General features: G+C 63.7%; 2 protein-coding genes. Both read right to left on the reverse strand.

Annotated features, from left to right (window positions below; translation table 11 throughout):
* Nucleotides 1-186: 186 nt before the first annotated feature.
* Nucleotides 187-915, reverse strand: a complete 729-nt coding sequence (locus WAW39_RS30875; RefSeq protein ID WP_422323738.1) for a LytR/AlgR family response regulator transcription factor — start codon at nucleotides 913-915, stop codon at nucleotides 187-189.
* Nucleotides 912-2,063 (reverse strand): sensor histidine kinase, encoded by a 1,152-nt coding sequence (locus WAW39_RS30880; RefSeq protein ID WP_422323740.1) that lies wholly within the window; start codon nucleotides 2,061-2,063, stop codon nucleotides 912-914. The genes WAW39_RS30875 and WAW39_RS30880 overlap by 4 nt, the downstream gene beginning before the upstream one ends.
* Nucleotides 2,064-2,203: the final 140 nt, after the last annotated feature.

Raw genomic sequence — 2,203 nt, forward strand, 5'->3', positions numbered from 1 at the left:
GATTAACAAGAGGGCAGAATTTCAGGATTTTTTTCTGAAGGGTGGCAGTGGCGCAGAGTCATGGGCCTCTAATCCTGGAATCCTGGAATCCTGGAATTCTGTTAATCCTGTCAAAGAAGGCACCGCACGACCCCTGAACAAAATATGCCGCAGCGCGAACGAGAGCGCAGGACCGGTCGCTGATGATCAAAGGCCTTTCTGCTTCCGAAACAGCGCGGCCTGCCTGCGGGAGATCTCCACCTTGTCCCCGGAGGCCAGTGTGGCCTGGAGGCCGCCGCTGAACCATTCGGTGACGTCGGTGATGGCGCGGGTGTTGATGAGCTGGGCGCGGTTGGCGCGGAAGAAAATGGGCAGGTTCAGGCGCTGCTCCAGAGTGCCGAGCGAGCGGGGCAGCAGCACTTTGCCGCCCTCAAAGAAGACATGCGTGTGGTTGCCCTCAGACTGCAGCAGGTAGATGGAGCGCACGGGCACGAACCACGTGCGCTGTTCTCCTTTGAGCAGCACGCGGTCCGTTTCGCGCAGAGGCGGCTCATCCTGTGGCGCTTCGGCATCAGTTTGTGCGGGATCGTGCAGCTTGTGAAGGACGGCGGCGAGGCGGGCGGGATCGACGGGCTTGAGGAGATAGCCGACGGCATTCACCTCAAAGGCGCGCAGGGCGTGTGCATCATAGGCGGTGCAGAAAACGACCTGCGGGCTGTGGCCGCCTGCGCTCATGGCATTGACGAATTCAAAGCCGTCCATCTCGGGCATCTGGATGTCGAGAAAGAGGACGTCGGGCTTCAGCGCGGGCAGCAGGCTCAGCGCGGCGTGGCCGCTGTCGGCTTCTCCCACGATTTCGATTTCGGGATGTGCCTCCAGCAGCCGGCGCATTTCACGGCGGGCCATGCGTTCGTCGTCGATGAGGAGGGCTTTCATGATTGCTGCGATTGCGGGAGTAGGACGGAGGCCTCCACTCCGCCGGCAGTTTGGTTGAGAGTCATGGTGGCGGCGCTGCCGAAGAGCAGGGTCAGGCGCTCCCGCGTGTGAGAGAGGCCGATGCCGCCTTTGTCCTGCCAGTTTTCCACGAGGGCGCCGGAATTCTTCACCACCAGCTTCAGGGCCCCGGAGTCCAGGCTGGCCTCGTAGCTCAGAAAGCCCGGCCCCAGCTTGGCGGCCACGCCGTGCTTCACGGCATTCTCCACCAGAGTGACGAGCAGCAGCGGCGGAACGAGCGCCTTTTCACAGCCGCTGCCGACGTGCCGCTCCACCTGCAGGCGGTCGCCGTAGCGTGCGAGTTCGAGGCCCAGCAGGGCATCGACGGCGATGAGTTCATCGCGCAGGGGGATGAGCTTGTGATCGCTGGAGGTCAGCGAGGCGCGGAGCACGAGCGAGAGCCGCGTCACGGCATCACGCGCCTGCTCCGGGTTTTCATCAATGAGCGCACGGAGGGTGTTGAGAGAGTTGAAAAGGAAATGCGGATTGAGCTGGGTGGCGATGGTCTGCAGACGCGCCTCCTTGATGGCGGCGGCATGGCGGAGGGAGGCGAGCTCAATCTGATGCAGCCGCGTGAAGGCCTGGCAGGCATAATAGAGCGCGGCCCACATGCCCAGGAGGAAGAGGGCCACGGCACCGGTGGCGATGAGCTCAATGAGCAGCCCCCGGCCTGCGACCTCCGCGCCAATCCCCATCCGGGCAAAACACCAGCGCAGGGCATTGAGGATGACTGAAATGACGGCCGCGAACGCCACGCAGGTGAGCATGACCACCGGCACCAGACGCTTCAGCGGGGAGAGATCCCAGCGGTGCCGCAGGGAGAGAAGATGCAGCTGGTGCGTGGCCAGAATGCCGCAGAGAATCATGGCCACGTTTTGCAGCCACATGAGCGGCTGCAGCGCGGAAAAGGCCTGCCTGAGCGCCTCCGCCGTGGCCGGGGCGTCAGCATCAAAGGCGATGGCGGGCGGTCCGGAGATCAGCGTGACGGTGACCATCAGCGCAAACAAGGACCAGAACCCCGTCTGCATGAGGCGATAGCCGCGCCCGGCGAAGGGCGGTGTGGTGCCGGTGCTCTGCAGTGCCTCGTTCATTTCCATGCCACTCTGCGCCACGCCGGGTGAAATGCCAGTCGGCAGTGACCGGGAGGCCTCCAGCAGTGATGAACGGTGGAAAAGCCCCATGAGCGGCGGCTGCCGCTCATCCACGCCGGATGCCGCTTGTCATGCGGATT

The sequence above is a fragment of the Prosthecobacter sp. genome (genome assembly GCF_049294395.1).
Lineage (GTDB): Bacteria > Verrucomicrobiota > Verrucomicrobiia > Verrucomicrobiales > Verrucomicrobiaceae > Prosthecobacter.